Annotated in this window: 15 protein-coding genes; 5 read left to right on the top strand and 10 right to left on the bottom strand. The window is 63.8% G+C overall.

The window, feature by feature from the left end; translation table 11 throughout:
• Positions 1-103: 103 nt before the first annotated feature.
• The 3 genes from AC3A4M_RS14050 (at position 104) to AC3A4M_RS14060 (ending at position 2,430) form a co-directional block, all read left to right on the top strand.
• Entirely contained in the window at positions 104-1,249 is a 1,146-nt protein-coding gene (locus AC3A4M_RS14050; RefSeq protein ID WP_498736330.1) for a GTP-binding protein, read from the top strand.
• Entirely contained in the window at positions 1,246-1,368 is a 123-nt protein-coding gene (gene ykgO, locus AC3A4M_RS14055) for a type B 50S ribosomal protein L36 (protein WP_133409460.1), read from the top strand. The genes AC3A4M_RS14050 and ykgO overlap by 4 nt, the downstream gene beginning before the upstream one ends.
• 63 nt (positions 1,369-1,431) lie before the next feature.
• Positions 1,432-2,430 carry a metal ABC transporter solute-binding protein, Zn/Mn family gene (locus AC3A4M_RS14060; protein WP_498736331.1) on the top strand — a complete coding sequence of 333 codons (999 nt, stop codon included), beginning with the start codon at positions 1,432-1,434 and terminating at the stop codon, positions 2,428-2,430.
• Positions 2,431-2,518: 88 nt separating this feature from the next.
• Here the strand turns inward: AC3A4M_RS14060 and AC3A4M_RS14065 are convergent, their stop codons facing one another.
• Positions 2,519-3,898 carry an NAD-dependent succinate-semialdehyde dehydrogenase gene (locus AC3A4M_RS14065; protein WP_498736332.1) on the bottom strand — a complete coding sequence of 460 codons (1,380 nt, stop codon included), beginning with the start codon at positions 3,896-3,898 and terminating at the stop codon, positions 2,519-2,521.
• 174 nt (positions 3,899-4,072) lie between these two features.
• On the opposite strand from AC3A4M_RS14065, the gene AC3A4M_RS14070 reads away from it, so the two are divergent.
• Positions 4,073-4,834, top strand: coding sequence for a FadR/GntR family transcriptional regulator (locus AC3A4M_RS14070; RefSeq protein ID WP_498736333.1), 762 nt, complete (start codon positions 4,073-4,075; stop codon positions 4,832-4,834).
• Positions 4,831-5,547, top strand: a complete 717-nt coding sequence (locus AC3A4M_RS14075; RefSeq protein WP_498736334.1) for a cache domain-containing protein — start codon at positions 4,831-4,833, stop codon at positions 5,545-5,547. The genes AC3A4M_RS14070 and AC3A4M_RS14075 overlap by 4 nt, the downstream gene beginning before the upstream one ends.
• Before the next feature lie 17 nt (positions 5,548-5,564).
• Here the strand turns inward: AC3A4M_RS14075 and AC3A4M_RS14080 are convergent, their stop codons facing one another.
• The 9 genes from AC3A4M_RS14080 to AC3A4M_RS14120 all read right to left on the bottom strand — a co-directional run bounded on the left by AC3A4M_RS14080 (position 5,565) and on the right by AC3A4M_RS14120 (position 14,775).
• On the bottom strand, positions 5,565-6,392 hold the full coding sequence (locus AC3A4M_RS14080; protein ID WP_498736335.1) for a gamma-glutamyl-gamma-aminobutyrate hydrolase family protein: 828 nt from the start codon (positions 6,390-6,392) through the stop codon (positions 5,565-5,567).
• The gene (locus AC3A4M_RS14085; RefSeq protein WP_498736336.1) at positions 6,389-7,123 is read right to left on the bottom strand and encodes a gamma-glutamyl-gamma-aminobutyrate hydrolase family protein; all 735 of its coding nucleotides are present in this window, start codon (positions 7,121-7,123) and stop codon (positions 6,389-6,391) included. The genes AC3A4M_RS14080 and AC3A4M_RS14085 overlap by 4 nt, the downstream gene beginning before the upstream one ends.
• The gene (locus AC3A4M_RS14090; RefSeq protein ID WP_498736337.1) at positions 7,120-7,848 is read right to left on the bottom strand and encodes an ABC transporter substrate-binding protein; all 729 of its coding nucleotides are present in this window, start codon (positions 7,846-7,848) and stop codon (positions 7,120-7,122) included. Before AC3A4M_RS14090 ends, AC3A4M_RS14085 begins: the two co-directional genes overlap by 4 nt.
• A complete protein-coding gene (locus AC3A4M_RS14095) occupies positions 7,845-9,278 on the bottom strand; it encodes a glutamine synthetase family protein (protein ID WP_498736338.1) in 1,434 nt (477 codons plus the stop codon). The genes AC3A4M_RS14090 and AC3A4M_RS14095 overlap by 4 nt, the downstream gene beginning before the upstream one ends.
• Positions 9,279-9,312: 34 nt before the next feature.
• Positions 9,313-10,566, bottom strand: a complete 1,254-nt coding sequence (locus AC3A4M_RS14100; RefSeq protein ID WP_498736339.1) for an NAD(P)/FAD-dependent oxidoreductase — start codon at positions 10,564-10,566, stop codon at positions 9,313-9,315.
• A gap of 1 nt (position 10,567) precedes the next feature.
• On the bottom strand, positions 10,568-10,759 hold the full coding sequence (locus AC3A4M_RS14105) for a ferredoxin (protein WP_074699483.1): 192 nt from the start codon (positions 10,757-10,759) through the stop codon (positions 10,568-10,570).
• A gap of 42 nt (positions 10,760-10,801) precedes the next feature.
• On the bottom strand, positions 10,802-12,001 hold the full coding sequence (locus AC3A4M_RS14110; protein ID WP_498736340.1) for a cytochrome P450: 1,200 nt from the start codon (positions 11,999-12,001) through the stop codon (positions 10,802-10,804).
• 55 nt (positions 12,002-12,056) lie between these two features.
• The gene (locus AC3A4M_RS14115; protein ID WP_498736341.1) at positions 12,057-13,571 is read right to left on the bottom strand and encodes an APC family permease; all 1,515 of its coding nucleotides are present in this window, start codon (positions 13,569-13,571) and stop codon (positions 12,057-12,059) included.
• 313 nt (positions 13,572-13,884) lie between these two features.
• Positions 13,885-14,775 carry a hypothetical protein gene (locus tag AC3A4M_RS14120; RefSeq protein ID WP_498736342.1) on the bottom strand — a complete coding sequence of 297 codons (891 nt, stop codon included), beginning with the start codon at positions 14,773-14,775 and terminating at the stop codon, positions 13,885-13,887.
• Positions 14,776-14,811: the final 36 nt, after the last annotated feature.

Consider the following 14,811-nt stretch of genomic DNA (forward strand, 5'->3'; position numbering starts at 1 on the left):
GACACTTCTCAAATGCCCCTCCTGCCTGCCTCGCACCCCCTTCAGCCCTTCAAGAGCGGCAAGGACGGAGTAATGAGAATGATTCTCATGTATGCTGGCTGGCATGCACATCACACTCGTCAGTTCTTTGGACGCATTGTGCCGCGCCCCGGCACTCGATCACCTCTCCAGCGGCAAGGTGAATACCGCCGTCGTCATTCATGACCTGCTGGAAAACGGCACCGTGGTGCGGCAGGTTATCCATGACGGCCGACTGCTGGAGCGGCATGAAAACCTGCTGAAGCACGGCTGCCTCAGCTGCACGGTCAGATTGGACGTGGCACCGACGGTTGAGCGCCTGCTTGCCGACGGCTACGAGCACATCATTATGGGGCTGCCGCCCACGATGGCGGCGTCCATGGCGGTCCACGGAATCACGCAGGGGGTGAAGAGTCCCTTTACCATCGGGGCAGTCGTCCTGGCCTGCGATCCTTCGTCACTGGAAGATCAGATGTGGGACCGGCACACGCTCTTTGGCTCCGGCTACACCGCCGCCCGCAAGGAGGAACGAACCGCGGGCGAATTTCTCCTGGAGGAACTGAGCTTCAGCGACACTGTCTTTCTGGCCGGCCCTTTCCCCTCCAGCGCAGGGAACCACCGAGGCAGAGGCTTGTTGCTGCTCCGCGAACTCGCGCCGCACTCCACCCTGATCGAAGCAGGATCAACTCGCTCCCCGGCTCGCCACGATGCCGCCGAGGCCCGGGCGCGGTCCGTGCCGGGTACGGTGCGGATTCCGGCTGCGGACACTTCCACCCTGTTCACTACCGTTCTGCACCGGGTTCGCAGGCCGCTGCATCCCGGGCGCTTCCGGCAAGCTCTACCCCAACTGGCCGAAGGGTGCGTCTGGTTGCGCGGGCGTCTGTGGATGGCTTCGGCGCCAACCTGCAGGATCGCGATCCAAGGCATCGGTCCGCGTGTATTGCTCGAGAACACCGGCCCCTGGGCGGCGGATCTGCCCGATGCCGCCAGCAACCACCCGGCCGGAAGCACGGACGCCGTCCTGGACTGGAATTCCGAATCCGGTGACAGGGCGACGGTCATAGCCGTCACCGGCGAAGACATCCGGCCAGGCGAAATCCAAGAACTTCTCGATGGCTGCGCGCTGACGCCAGCCGAAACCGCCCAGCATTCCGGCGGGTTTCCGGACCCCTTCGGGCTGGATACCAGCGAATCCACAGAAGCAGCAGAAATGGAGCCAAGAAGAAAATGAAAGTACGTAACTCCCTTCGGGCGTTGAAGAAGATACCCGGTGCGCAGGTTGTCCGCCGACGCGGCCGCACGTTCGTCATTAACAAGAAGAACCCGCGGATGAAAGCCCGCCAGGGCTGAAGCATCAGCCGGTCCAGCACTCCCCCAGACAACAGGCAGTCCCAACCACCGAGGTAAATAGGTATGCACTCCAAACTCCGCCGATCGGCACTAGCCGGAACGGCAGTCCTGGCCGTCGCCCTGACGTCCTGCGCCGGGTCCCAATCAGAAGCGGGCACCCAGGCGACCGCAGCATCCAGTGACAAGATCAGCATCGTCACATCCACGAACACCTACAGCGACATCGCGGAAGCCGTCGGCGGCGGGAATGTGTCGGCCACGGCGATCATCGACAGCATTACCCAGGACCCGCATTCCTACGAGGGCACAGCCAGGGACCGTCTTGCTTTGACCGAGGCTGATCTGGTCATCCGCAACGGGGGTGGCTTCGACCCGTTCATGGAACAGCTCGCAGGAGACACGGATGCCGCAGCGGTGATCGATGCATTCGAAGTCTCAGGGCTTGACGCCGCCGATGGAGACGAGGCGCAGGCACACGAAGCCCACGACGATGAGCCGGCTGACGAACATGCCCGCGAGCACGATCACAGCCACGGCGCGGTCAACGAGCACGTCTGGTATTCGCTCCCGGCCATGGCCAGGATCGCCGATGAGATTGCCGAGCAGCTGGCCAAGTTGGATCCCGAGAATGCTGCCACCTACGAGTCCAACGCGGCGGTGTTCACCGATGATCTGGCAACCCTTGAAGGTCGCGTTGCGGATCTGCGGGAGAAACATGAGGGCAGTGCCCTCGCCGCCACAGCGCCGCTGGCCGAGCATCTGCTCACCGACGTCGGGCTTGTCGATAAGACGCCGGAGGGGTTCATTGCAGCGATCGAAGCCGGGAACGACGCTCCCCCGGCCGAACTCAAGGAAGCGCAGGACCTCCTGACCTCAGGAAACGTCGTCCTGCTGGCCTACAACAGCCAGGTGGAAGGTCCACAGTCAGAGAGCCTGAAGTCCATGGCCAAAGAGACGGGTGTGCCGGTAGTCGACTTCACCGAAACGCTTCCCGAAGATGTCTCCTACGTGGAGTGGATGAGCGGCAACATCGACAAGCTCGAAGCAGCACTGGAGTCCTGAAAACAGCATTACTCCTGCCGAGGGCAATAGTCACACTGGACGTTTGCCCTCGGCAGGCCCCACTGGAAGGCAGCTGCTGCGGCCCTTCCTAACCTGCGGCAGGCACCCGGATCAGCTTCTTGTTCACGAATTCGGCCATGCCGTACTCGGCCAGCTCGCGGCCAACGCCGGAGCGTTTGACACCGCCGAAAGGCAAATCAGGCTGTGAATCTGCCACAGAATTGATAAACACCATGCCGGTGTCCAACCGGTCGGCAACTTCCTTGGCCTTTTTTACATCAACGCTGAATACGGCTCCGCCGAGACCATAGGGCGACCCGTTCGCCAGTTCGATGGCCTCCTCGGCATCCCGAACCTTGTAGATGACGGCGGCGGGGCCAAAGAGCTCTTCCGAGTAGGCGCGCATGCCGGGCTTCACGCCGGTAAGCACAGTCGGTTCCACGTACGCTCCCGGTCCTTCGACAAGTTTGCCGCCCGTGAGCAGTTCAGCCCCCTTGCCCACCGCATCCTGAACCTGTTCGATCAGTTCTTCGGCGGCAGCCTCCGATGACAGCGGGCCGAAGCGCGTTTCGGGCTTCAGCGGGTCACCCGGCTTGATCCGTGCCATCCGCTCGGTGAATTTATCCACGAATTCTTCATAGAGGTCCTCGACGATGATGAACCGCTTGGAGGCAGTGCAGGCCTGGCCGGCGTTGCTCATGCGCCCGCCGACTGCAGCCTTGACGGTTGCGTCCAGGTCATCGGAGTCCAGCACAATGAACGGATCGCTTCCACCCAGCTCAAGCACATACTTCTTAAGATGGCGGCCAGCCACCTCCGCTACCGCGGACCCTGCACGCTCACTGCCCGTCAGGGAGACGCCCTGGACGCGGGGATCAGCGATGATTTCAGCGACCTGCTCATTGGTCGCAAAAATGTTGACGTAGGCACCGTCGAGCAACCCGGCGTCACGGAAGATCTCCTCCATCACGAGCGCCGACTGCGGGCAGTTGCGCGCATGTTTGAGCAGGATCGTGTTTCCCAGCATCAGGTTCGGAGCGGCAAACCGGGCCACCTGGTAGTACGGATAGTTCCACGGCATGATGCCGAGCAGCACTCCGACCGGTGCCGAACGGACAACGGCCTCTCCGCCGCCGCGGACGGTCAGCACCTCGTCTTCCATGAACGTCGGACCTTCGGTTGCGTAGTACTCGTAAATATCCGCGACCAGCCCGACTTCGCCCTTGGCCTGGCTGACCGGCTTTCCCATTTCCAGGCTGATGATTCTGGCCAGCTCATCCCGACGGTCCCGGTACAGTTCGGCCACACGCAGCAGCACGGCAGTTCGCTCCGGAATGGCACTCTGCCGCCATGAGTCGTAGGCGGTCTGTGCTTTCTTGAGTGACCCGGATATTTCTTCATCGCCCGCGGCCGCGAATTCCTGCAGCGATTCGCCGGTAGCAGGATTTATACTCTTGTAGTAAGTCATGCTTTCAAAAATATCGGCAAGACGACTTCATATCCAGCAGATTCGAGACATTTCTTGATATGTCCTTCTCCGCCGAATAGATGATATACAGCAGCGACCGTAAAGTAGAATGCACCATATGTGATTCGTCGGAAACCCGACATTCAGTTGTCGCTCCGCGGAAGGGAGAGAATCGTGGCATCACCGCCGGCGTTGCAGTCCCAGATTTATCGCTCCCTGCCCGAAAAGGAACGGTCCGAGGCGATAGTCCAGAGGATATCCACGGCCATTGCCTTGGGCATGCTCCGCGTCGGCGAACGGCTGCCGGTGGAGTCCGAGCTTTCCGATATGTTCGGCGTAGCTGGAGCAACCCTTCGTGAAGCCCTCGCTGAACTCAGGGAGCGGGGCGTAGTTGAAACACGCCGGGGCCGGAACGGCGGAACGTTTGTGGTGAAGTCACCGGCGGCCCAGGAACAGCAGTTGCGGAAATATCTCCGGGACACTTCCATTGCCGACCTACGGGATCTCGGCGACGAGCAAACCGCTGTGGCCGCAGCAGCGGCCCGCCTGGCATGCGATCGTGCACATCCTAAGGATCTGGACCGGCTGGAACAGCTGGCCAAAGCACTGGCCGGAGCCGATTCCCCCGAGACCCAGGCGCGATCAGACAGCCGCTTCCACATTGAGCTGGCCGTGGTTGCCCAGTCTCCGCGGCTCACCAGCCTGGAGATCCGCCTGCAGTCCGAGGTCGGTCAGCTTCTGTGGAGCCCGATCGCGGGTGGGTTCGACCCCGTTACGGCCGCCCGTGAGCATGTGCGGATTGTCGATGCGATCAGGGCGGACGAACCAGACAACGCCCAGCGCCTGGTTGTCGAACATATCCGGCGGAACACCTACCACCTCATTGACACCAAGCTCACGCTTGCCCACGCAGGCGATGAACAGGAGATCCCATGACCGCGCCCGCCTCACCCCGCGCCATCAGCAGTGCGTCGGCCATCGAGGCATGGCTCAATGAGCTGTACCAGGACCTGTACGACGCCGCTCATACGGTGGAAAAACAGCTCGAAGCAAAAATTCCCGCAGGCATAAAAATATCACCTAAAGATATTACCGGATTACGTGAAATATCCACCGCATTCCTCAATTCCCACGACATTGTTGTCGGCGCGGGAGTAATCTTCTCGATTTCGGCAATCAAAGACGCCGAGGGAGTATTGGAATGGTGGTTCAGAACTGATTCGGGAAATATCGAGAAACTGGATTTTGATTTAGCCCCCGAGGGCGAACGGTTTTACGACTATGAGCAGCTCCCCTGGTTTTCCATCGCAGCCAAGACCGGCAGGCAATCCGTTGCTGGCCCCTATGTCGACTATCTCGGTTTCGACGAATACATCATGACCCATGCCGTGCCAACCTACGTCCACGGATCCTTCATTGGTGTGACGGGCTGTGACATCCGGATCCGCGACATCGAAAACAAGTTCATTCCGATCGTCCGCCGGATTCCTGGAGATGCGGCCATCCTGAATGGCCAGAACCGCGTGATCCTGGGCAACTCCGGACGTTTCATCGTCGGGGAACGGATCAAGGAAGCACCGGAAGGATTCTGCTTCATACCGTTGAACGTCCCCAACCTGAACCTGCACCTGATCTGCGCGGCCGGATGACCGCGCAGATCAACTGATCAGGCGTTGGCCGGCTCCTGCGGCCTGCCGGGCGCAGCCGCCGGATTCAGCCTGCTTTGGCGCACGAACTCTTCGAACAACAGGGATCGATCATTCGCGTCCCCGTCCGAGTCCTCCGGATGCCATTGCACGCCGACCACCCAGGTCTTGCCCGGATGCTCCGTACCTTCAACCACGCCGTCCTGCGCCAGAGCGGCAACGTTCAGTTCAGCTGCCACGGTTCCCACCGCCTGATGATGCCCCGAGCGCACGGTCACCGCGGGACGGCCAAGGATGGCCGCCACCTTCGAGCCCGGAGCCAGGTTCACCTTCTCGTCCAGGAACATCGGTTGTCCCGGTCCCCCGCGGTGCAGATGCCAGGGGTCCAGATCAGGAATCAGCGTGCCGCCGCAGGCTACGTTCAGCAGCTGCGACCCCCGGCAGATGGCGAGCAACGGCTGGTCCCGCTCCAGCACACCGCGGATCAGTTCCACGCAGTACTGGTCCGCCCGCAGATCGACTCCGTAGGAGTTCGCCACCGGCCCGGTGTGGCCATACAGCGACGCATCCACGTCGCCGCCGCCCAGGAAGAGAACTCCGTCGTACTTCGCCAGCTCCGCTTCCGGAGTCAGGTGCTCCGCCGCGCTGTCCACCAGCTCGGCCCTAGCACCGGCTGCCAGCAGTGTTTCAAACGCGACACGTGTAAACCGCTCCATCAGTTCCAGGGTCTGCTGGGTCATCCCGGGGAACGTCAGTGAAACAACGACGGCGACGCGCGGCGCACCCGCGGGCAGGTCGCCGAAGGCGGCGGGAACCACATCCGCGGGGTTGACCCGCAGCCCGCTCACCGGGCACCTGCCAGTTCCGCCGCGGCAGCCGCGTCACGGCGCTGCCTGGCCGCGTCGACAACCCAAACGAACAGCGCATGGTCCGCGGGATTGGTCTCTGCGGTGTCTTCCGGGTGCCACTGGACTGCGAGCATGGCAGCTCCCGGCACTTCGAGCGCTTCCACCACGCCGTCCGCTGCCGTCGCCGTTACCTCCAGTCCTTCACCGAGCACACCCACGGCCTGGTGGTGGTACGAGGAGACATCCACCTGCCCGCTGCCAATCACGGTTGCCAGCAATGACCCTTCCGAAACCGCAACCGGATGTATCGCATCCTTATGCTGCACGGTTCCTGGTTCCAGATGCTGAAGCAGGGTCCCGCCCCGGGATACGTTGAGCAGCTGCAGGCCGCGGCAGATCGCCAGCAGCGGCACTTCCGCTTCAATGCAGGCGGCCATGACGGCCGATTCATACGCGTCCTGCCCAGAGTAGTCGGTGGGCCAATAATGTTCGTCCGGTTCTGCTCCGTAGAGCTCGGGCGCCACGTCGGCGCCGCCGGGAAGCAGTACGCCGTCGAAACGGGCAACCTGCTCGGCGGCGCTCTCACCGCCTCCGGGGAACATGATGACCGGTTCCCCGCCGGCAGCTACGATAGAGCGCAGCACCTTGGCCGCCACGGCAACGCCATCAAAGCGCAGTCCGTGGACGGAGTTGGACCACATGCCCGGAACTCCGATCAAGGGGCGGCTCATGCGGCTACCTCCGCCGCCAGCGGGTACGGCAAGTGCGGCATCCACTTGGACCAGATCCGCTCCAGCCGCCCGTCCGCCACCACCGTTGCCAGTGCCGTGTTGAGTTCGGCCAGCAGGAAGGGGTTGTCCTTGGCCACACCGATCCCCCACCGGTTACCCGTGGGGTGCGTAAAAGCGACATCGTACGCCGGGTCCGCCCCAAGCGGCACGGTCACGACGTCGTCGTCCACCATGGCATCCACCTCCCCGTTGCGCAGGGCCGCCAGCATGTCGCCGAACACGTCCGCGCCGGTGAAGGCAACCGGTTCGGCTCCCTCGAAGGTGACGGCCAGTCTCATGTTGGCGCTGCCTTCGATGGCCGCGACCTTGTAGCCGGCCAGGTCCTCCGGAGAACGGGCCGGATCGCCCTTGCGCACCAGCACTGTCTCGTCGAACACGGCGTACGGGTCGGTGAAGTTCACCACGGCCTGGCGTTCGGGGATGATGCCCTGGCCGCACCAGACCGCATCCACGCGGTGGTCGCGGACGGCGGTCAGCATGTCGTCCCAGTCGAGGTAGGCCCATTCGATGCGCAGGCCGAGCACGGAGGCGACCAGCTCGGCCGCCTCCGGCTCGTACCCGCGGCGTTTGCCGGCGTCGTCAACCAGGTTGAACAGCGGCGGCGCCTCGGAGTCGATACAGGCCAGGCGGAGGATGCCCGTTGAAAGAGTCTCGACGCGGCTCACGGAATGGTCTCCCAGTACATCTCGCGGTCCCATTCGGTGATGGCGCCGCAGTAGCGGGCCCATTCCTCCTGCTTCAGCTGCGTGTAGATCGATACCAGGTCCGCCGGCAGCGCCGAGGTGAGGTAGGTGTCCGAGACGAAGGCGTCTATCGCGTCGCCCAGGGTGAGCGGGAGCTGGCCGCCGAGGGCCGGAACGTCCGCACCACCGTCGTCGGGCATCCCGGGGTCCAGCCGGCGGTTCAGACCGTCCTCCATTGCGGCGATGAGCAGCGTATGGGACAGGTACGGGTTCACGGCGGCGTCCGGGACCCTGTACTCCATCCGGCCGTTGGAGGAGATGCGCACCAGGCAGCCGCGGCTGTCCAGGCCCCAGTTTGCCGTGCTGGGAGCGAACTGGCCGGCGTCCCAGAACCGCTTGTAGGAATTCACGGTGCTGGCCATGACCGCCATCGAGCCGGGGGCGTGCGTGAGCAGGCCGCCGATGGCGTGCTTCGCCGTCTGGGAAACGTGCAGTTCCACCCTGCCGTCGTCCTCGATGACGTTGGTGTTGCCGTCCCAGAGGCTCAGGTTGTGGTGGCAGCCGTTGCCCATCTGGCCGTTGTACGGCTTGGGCATGAAGCTGGCGGTGACGCCGAACTCGCGGGCAACCTGCTTGCAGATCTGGCGGTAGGTGACCAGCCGGTCCGCGGTGTTTTCCACCCGGTCGTACATCCAGTTGAGCTCGAGCTGGCCGTCGTCTTCGTAATCACCCTCTATCATGTCCAGGCCCATCGCCTTGGCGTAGGTGACCAGCTTCTTGTAGATCGGACGCATCCGCTCCAGGTTCTCCACCTGATAGGCCGGGCTGCTGCCGGGCTTCTTGACCACGTCGAGGCCGGGGCCCTCCCAGGTCATCTCCGGTTCGGTTCCGGAGCGGACCTCGAAGCCGGTGCGGGCGGTGAAGGCTTCGTGCGAGCGGATCAGCAGGGAGCGGGTGTCGATCGGCAGCAGGCGGCCGCCGACCTCCGGCAGGTGCGGGGGCTCGTAGGCCGTGCAGAAGATCCGCGCTACCGAGGTATCCCACGGCAGCACCACGAACGTATCGGGCTCCGGCAGTGCCCAGAACTCGCGCGCCTCGATGCCGCCGCCGATCAGGTTGCCGTGGCGGTCATTCTGCAGGTCGGACAGCGCCGTCCGGTGGAAGCAGATGCCCTTTTCCAGATTCCGCTTGAAATGGTTGGCCGGGACCATCTTGGCCACCATGCGGGAGCCGATGGTCGGCAGCGCGTAGTACACGTACTCGACGCCGGCCTCCTCGATCTTGCGGCCGAGGTCGCGCACAGTTTCCGGACGCAGGTTGCGCTCCTGGTGCCGCGCGAAGGCGCCGCGGTCCTTGAGGGATTGTTGCAGGTCGTTGGCGGCCAGGTCGGGCCGCACGGGGGTGAGCGTCATGATGGTCTTCTTTCTCGTCAGTGTGCGAAGCCGGTCAGACGGCAGCCAGGTCGGCGCCGGCGGGGATGCCGGATTCGTTCACGAGCTTGCGGTAGTGCAGTTGGCGGTCGGCAGGCAGGGCGGCGGTCACCGCGCCGATCAGCCGGCCGTCGCGGTAGTAGGTCAGGGCGGTTCCCTCCCAGGGGCGGGAGGGGTCGCCCTCGAGAACCTCGATGGTGTCGGCCAGAGCGGGGCTGCCCACCCCTTGGACCCGAGTCTTGAAGATGTCGGTCCAGAAAGACGGCAACGGTGCCGCCGGCTCGGGAACAACGTCGCCCGTGAGGGCCGCCACCAGTGCTGGCGCGGCGATTTTGGCCGTATCCGCCGGAGTGGCCCAATGCTCGACGCGGCGGGCAGGTCCTCCGGCGCGGCGGTCCGGGTACCGAGCTACGTCGCCCACCGCAACCACGTGATCCGCTCCGAGCACCTGGAGGTGTTCGTCGCAGAGCACGCCGTCGCTGAGGTCCAGCCCGTTTCCCGCCAGCCACTCGACGTTCGGGAGCGAGCCGACGGCCTCAATAACGACGTCGGCGGCTACTTCCGTGCCGTCCTCGAGCCGGACACCTGCACAGCGGCCGGCGCCTTCGGTGTAGGTTCCGGGCATGTCGAGGAACTCGGTGACCCGTTTGCCGGGCACACAGTCAATGCCGTGCGTCTGGAGGAAGGTGCGGATACCGGCACTCAGTTCGTGACCGAGCGGGCGCTCCATCGGGCCACCGGTCCCCTCGATGAGCGTGACCTGGCAGCCCAGACCGGCCGCGGTCGCCGCAGCCTCGCAGCCGATGAAACCGGCGCCGATCACCGCCACCCTGGTTTTGGGCTTAAGCTCGCCGTGCAACGCCAAGGTGTCCTCAAGACGGCGGATCACATGGCGGCCGGCAGTGGGTCCGGGAACCGGCACCCGACGTGGCCGGAGACCGGTGGCAACCACCAATCCGTCGTAGGCCAGCTCTTCCCTGGTGCCCAGCGTCAGGGTGCGCGCCGCCAGATCCGCCGCGACAACCGCGGAGCCGAGCCGCCACTGGATGTCGGTGGCCGTGCGGCGTTGCCGAAGTTGTACCGCGGCAAGCGCTTCCTCGCGGGAACCGGGTGCGGCGAGCAGGTCCTTGGACAGCGGGGGCCGGTTATAGGGCGGGTGGATCTCATCGCCAACGACGACGATCTCTTCCTCCCAGCCGGCCGCGCGCAGCTGTTCGGCGGCGCGCAGTCCTCCCATCGAGGCTCCGGCGATGACTATTCTGCGGCTCATGTCAGTCCTTGAGGAAGATGGCCTGGACCGGGCAGACGTCGATGGCTTCCTCCACCTCGTCCAGCAGTCCGTCGTCGAAAGTTGCCTCGTACTCGAGTTCGCCGTCGGCATTCATCCGGAATACATCCGGCGCGGCGATGGCGCACTGGCCGTGGTTGTCACAGAGGCTGCGGTCTACGTCGATGGTCTTCATCAGTGGTGTCCTTCCTAAAATGTCTGCAGGTTTCCAGGGCCGCTAGGACCGCTTGGTGAAGCCGATGGGCAGGCGGATCGGACCGGTGTTGCCCGAGTCCGGCAGCCACTCGTCCCCGCCGGTCAGGTGCGGCTGGGCAATGCGGCTGGCCAGCAGCGGCAACGCCTCGCTCATGTCCGCGCGGGCCACAAAGTGCCCCAGGCAGTGGTGAACGCCGCCGCCGAATCCGTAATGCGGAGCGTGCTCGCCGAGCAGGTCCATCTCCGGGTTCGGGAAAGCCTTCGGGTCGGTGCCCGATGACTGCGTGAACAGGTGGACTGTGGTGCCCTTTTCGATGAACAGGTCCTGGTAGGTGAAGTCCTCGACTGCTTCCCGCGTCACCCAAGTGACCGTGGGGTTGATCCGCATGACTTCCTCGACGGCCTTGCCGCCCAGGTCCGGACGTTCAGCCAGCAGCTCCCACTGCTCCGGGTTGTGCATGAAGGACTGCATGGCCAGTCCGAGCTGGTTGCGCGTGGTGTCCATGCCGCCGAAGATCAGCAGCACCAGTGCGTTGCGCAGCTCCTCGTCGCTGAGCCGGTCGCCGTCGCGGTTGGCCAGTACCAGTCGGCTGACGAAGTCCTCGCCCGGCTTGGCCTGGCGGTCCTTGATCAGCCCCTCGGCATATTCGTAGAGCTCGGCAACCGCCGCGTCTACCTTCTCGAGGTCCTGCTTGAAGGTCACGCCCAGCGCCAGTCCAACGGTGGAGGCCAGCCTGGCGATCGTCGGCCATTCGCTTTCCGGAATGCCCAGCAGGATGGTCAGCACCCGCGTCGCGTAGGGTTCGGCGAAGTCCCGGATGAACTCGCATTCACCCTTGTCGATGAAGGCGTCGATCAGCTCGTTCGCCAGCATCTGGAAGCGCGGCACCAGATCCTTGATCAGCCGGGGAGAGAAGGCCGGGTTGAGCAGGCGGCGGATCCGGTGGTGGTCCTCGCCCTCCAGTACCAGCAGGTTCCTGGTCCACCAGTCGTAGAAAAGCCCGCCGTGGACGCCGTTGTGCGCCGGCCACTTGGCGCTGCCCTGCGAGAGCTTGGGGCTCTTGAGCAGCTTGCTGACCTCGTCATACCGCAGCACGGCAATGCCGTAGTTGGTCCGTGCGTACCAACTCTGCTCCCGGGCTGCGCGCAGCTCTTCGGACTGCATGGCGAACGACGGATCCGAGATGTTCAGGTAGGGAACCTGGACGGTAGGCGTACTCATGATGTGGAACCTGTTTCTTTCTTTGCTGATGGAACTGAAGGGCGCGGCAACCGCGTCAGGGCTTGAGGGAATGTGCTGGCGCGGAGGGGACCGCATCCCCGAAGGGTGCGTCACCCTTGAGGTAGGGCTTCTTCCACGCCATGTAGACCAGGCCGATAACGACGACGCCGACCGCCGAGATCAGCACAATGTAGTTGGAGAACCAGCCGGCTTCCGGGGTCCGCGGCCAGGCCATGTTCACCATGCCGAGCACGCCCCAGGCCAGTGCGGCCACGTAGACCGGGGTGCCCCAGGCGCCCAGCTGGAAGGCGCCGCGCGGCTTCCAGCCCTTGAGCCGTGCACGCAGCGCGGCGAGCACCACCATCTGGAAGCCCATGTACATACCCATGGCGGCGAAGGAAATGATGGTGATCAGGGCATCCTCGGAAACCTTGGAGCCGATCACGATCAGTGCCGGAACCAGGCCGGCCAGCAGCAGGGCATACGGCGGAACGTGGCGGGATTCGCTGAACTTGCTGAGCAGTTTGCTGGCCGGAAGGATCCCGTCGCGGGCCATCGAATAGGCCAGGCGGGAGGACGCCGCCTGCAGGCTCAGGACGCAGGAGACAAAGGAGATGAGTACGACGGCGAGCACTACCTTGAATCCGACCGGTCCGAAGGCCGAGAGCAGTACGTTGCCGACCGGATCGGCGTCGGCACCGCTGATAACTGCGCCGAAGTCGGGAACGGCAAGGATCAGTGACAGGCAGACGAACATCGCAGCGAAGCCACCGATGTAGATGGTCATGCGCATGGCCTTGGGGATGGTGCGGCCGGGGTTCGGGACTTCTTCGGCGACGTCGCCGCAGGCCTCGAAGCCGTAGTACTGGTAGATGCCGATGAGGCCGGCCGCCGCAAAGGCGATGAAGTAGTTGCTGCCTTCGCCTGCCCCAAAGCTCTGGAACAGAACACCCAGATCGTGTTCGCGGGCCGCTACCATCAGCCAGATGCCAACCACCAGAGCGCCACCCAGTTCGGCGAGCAGGCCGAGCATGGCCACCTTGTTCAAGACTTTAGTACCGCCGAGATTCAGCACGGTGGCCAGCAGGATGACGGCCAGGGCCGCCATGATCACGGAGTTGACGCTGCTCTCCATCCCCAGCAGCGAGCTAAGGAAGGGCCCGGCGCCGTAGGCAACGCTGGCGATGGTTGCCAGCAAGGCGCACAGGTATACCCAGCCGTTCATCCAGCCCCATTTGCGGCCCCAGAGGCGACGGGACCAGGGGTAGACGCCGCCGGCCACCGGGTAGTTGGAAACGACTTCGCCGAAGACCGTGGCGACCAGCAGCTGACCGATGCCAACGATGATCAGCGACCAGAACATGGGCGGCCCGGCGATGCCCAGCGAAGCCGCGAACAGCGAATAGATACCAACAACGGGGGACAAATAGGTGAAGCCCAAGGACACGTTGCCCCAGAACGTCATTTCGCGCTTGAATTGCTGATCGTACGAATAGCCAAGGCTGGCAAGGTGCGCGGCATCTTCATCGATGCCGGCCTCCCCAGCGGGCTTCGTCATTTCGGCAGACATTGCTCTCCTTCTTGAACGGTGAGTCAAAGCAGTAAGTCGGTTAGAAGCGGTCAATACGTCAACGCGGAACCCCATTCCCCGCAGTGATACACCTAACGTGACCGCCATCACGGAAAAACCCTACTAATGAATGTTTAATCTGGCAAGGGGTAAAAACCGCGATCTTTGCGCATGAAGGAATCGGAGGAAGTTTTCCCGCTCGAAATCAAGGTATTTCCAAGGCAACGGGCACGATAATCACCCGGAGCGTAACTCAAGACGGTCGAGCGAAAAGCTTCGTTTCCGCTATATTTTCCTTTTCGCTCCCTGACGCTCAGAGCAAGGGCCAGGCGCGGCGGCTCAGATCGTAGACTCCCCAGGCACGGGGAACGAGGTCGAAGGCTGCGTCGCAGATCCGGCGGAGCTGCTCCATGCTCCCGGCAGAAAGTTGCTCCGGCCCAGGCTCACGGCCGGGGTCGGGATAGCTGTTTCCGATGGAAGCGGCCCACTCCAGCCCATGGGAGTACCCGCTGCAAAACTGCCAGACAAAGATCAGCTCGGCCGGCACATCGCCGTCGGCACGCAGGTCCTTCAGGATGGCCGTCTGCGTGCGGTTCTTCGTGGCGTAACCCCAGTTGCCGCTCGCCTTCCGGCTGAAGACCGGCGGCAGCCCCATCGAGTGCGCCGCGTCATTGACGGCTTGGCGCAGTCCGTCGAAGTACTCCACAGCGCGCGCATGCTCCCCGGGACGGAACTCTTCCAGATAGGCGTCCCAGAAGGACGAGGCGTTGAAAACCTCCCGGGCAATGAGCACCAGGCTCCGGCGGGAGCGTTCGCGCCCGTCTTCCGGCAGCAGCGCCCAAAGGACCGTCGTCGCGCACTCGATGATGGTGCGCACCAGCGAATACGGCGCATGCGTGTTCTGTCGGTAATAGACAAGGCCACCGGAGTCTTCGACGAACATCAGCCGCCGCAGCGCGTTGGCGTTGTCCGTGACAGCGGCCAGTGACTGCCGGACTATCCGGCTGACGTTATGGGAGGGGGCGAACCGCTCATCGAGTAGGAACAACGGGGACTTGGGTTCGATGCGGTCGCCGTCCGTGTCCCGGCCGAGCAGCGGCGCCAGATCCTGCAGGCGCGCCAGAATGGCCTGCGCGGCGAGGCTCTCTGCGTCCGCCCCGTCCAGCCGCCCCGCACAATCAGGGGGAACCTGCGCGTCCTGCATGGGCAAAATCCTAGTCCGGCCACTGGCCCAGGACAG

This window comes from Arthrobacter sp. Soil_C_60 (assembly GCF_057656375.1).

What these genes read in the sequence shown, in the direction of transcription:
- AC3A4M_RS14115 (WP_498736341.1), bottom strand. Translation starts at nt 13,571, where the DNA reads ATGTCTGCCGAAATGACGAAGCCCGCTGGGGAGGCCGGCATCGATGAA.
- AC3A4M_RS14105 (WP_074699483.1), bottom strand. Translation starts at nt 10,759, where the DNA reads ATGAAGACCATCGACGTAGACCGCAGCCTCTGTGACAACCACGGCCAG.
- AC3A4M_RS14065 (WP_498736332.1), bottom strand. Translation starts at nt 3,898, where the DNA reads ATGACTTACTACAAGAGTATAAATCCTGCTACCGGCGAATCGCTGCAG.
- AC3A4M_RS14100 (WP_498736339.1), bottom strand. Translation starts at nt 10,566, where the DNA reads ATGAGCCGCAGAATAGTCATCGCCGGAGCCTCGATGGGAGGACTGCGC.
- AC3A4M_RS14120 (WP_498736342.1), bottom strand. Translation starts at nt 14,775, where the DNA reads ATGCAGGACGCGCAGGTTCCCCCTGATTGTGCGGGGCGGCTGGACGGG.
- AC3A4M_RS14085 (WP_498736336.1), bottom strand. Translation starts at nt 7,123, where the DNA reads ATGAGCCGCCCCTTGATCGGAGTTCCGGGCATGTGGTCCAACTCCGTC.
- AC3A4M_RS14075 (WP_498736334.1), top strand. Translation starts at nt 4,831, where the DNA reads ATGACCGCGCCCGCCTCACCCCGCGCCATCAGCAGTGCGTCGGCCATC.
- AC3A4M_RS14050 (WP_498736330.1), top strand. Translation starts at nt 104, where the DNA reads ATGCACATCACACTCGTCAGTTCTTTGGACGCATTGTGCCGCGCCCCG.
- ykgO (WP_133409460.1), top strand. Translation starts at nt 1,246, where the DNA reads ATGAAAGTACGTAACTCCCTTCGGGCGTTGAAGAAGATACCCGGTGCG.
- AC3A4M_RS14110 (WP_498736340.1), bottom strand. Translation starts at nt 12,001, where the DNA reads ATGAGTACGCCTACCGTCCAGGTTCCCTACCTGAACATCTCGGATCCG.
- AC3A4M_RS14095 (WP_498736338.1), bottom strand. Translation starts at nt 9,278, where the DNA reads ATGACGCTCACCCCCGTGCGGCCCGACCTGGCCGCCAACGACCTGCAA.
- AC3A4M_RS14060 (WP_498736331.1), top strand. Translation starts at nt 1,432, where the DNA reads ATGCACTCCAAACTCCGCCGATCGGCACTAGCCGGAACGGCAGTCCTG.